The 761-nt window shown below is 70.7% G+C and carries 1 protein-coding gene; it reads right to left on the reverse strand.

The genetic code is table 11. The annotated features are described in order from the left end of the window. Positions 1–31: 31 nt before the first annotated feature. Positions 32–761, reverse strand: a 730-nt coding sequence (locus tag EHS43_RS45445) for a hypothetical protein (RefSeq protein WP_125196143.1), incomplete at its 5' end; no start/stop codon positions are given.

Genomic DNA, 761 nt, shown 5'->3' on the forward strand with positions numbered 1-761 from the left:
GTACGGCGCCCCCCTGCCCCGAGCTGCCCCGCTACGGCACCTGCTGGTACGTCTTGTCCTCGTCGGAGTCGTAGATCAGCTTGCCGCCCTCGTCGTAGCCCTTGATGTGCGGATTCCTGGTGACCTGCTGGGTCAGGGTGCCGGAGGCGACGAACCAGCCGTGGTCGAGGACCGCCTCGCTGTCGGCGCCGCCGTAGGAGACGCTCACCTTCGCCACGCCCGGTTCGACCGTGCCGATGAAGCCCCAGCCGAACGGCAGTTTCCAATGGCCCTGGTCCAGGAACGACTGCTGGTAGAGCTTGTTGCCGTTGATGTCGGCCAGCACGGGCGGGGAGTCGGGCTGCCGGTCGCTGCCGACACTGGTGTTCAGCCCGGACGCCTCACCGTTCTTCACGTTGCAGATCAGCCGGGTCTCCTTCGGCTTCTCCTTCACGGCGACCACGAACATGCCGTCGCCGGGCGAGTTGGAGTCACCGGTGCTCTTCAGCGCCAGGATGATCCGGTACTCGTCGGCTTCGCCCAGGTCGGAGGAGGCCATGCCGCCGTGGGCCACGCGGTCGCGGTCGTAGGCCAGGCACTTGTCGAGCCCGTCCGCCGCCTGCTCCAGTGTGATCCCGTCCCGCAGCTGCCCCGCCGTGGCCGGTCCCGCGGGCCCGCTGGGCGTGGGCGAGGCGGTGGGTGTCGGTGAGGCGCTCGCGGAGGCCGTCGGGCTCGTCGCCGTGTCGGCCGTGCCCGTCCCCCTGCCGCCCACCGCGCGCGCC

Source organism: Streptomyces sp. RP5T, from assembly GCF_003933965.1.
Classification (GTDB): Bacteria; Actinomycetota; Actinomycetes; order Streptomycetales; family Streptomycetaceae; genus Streptomyces.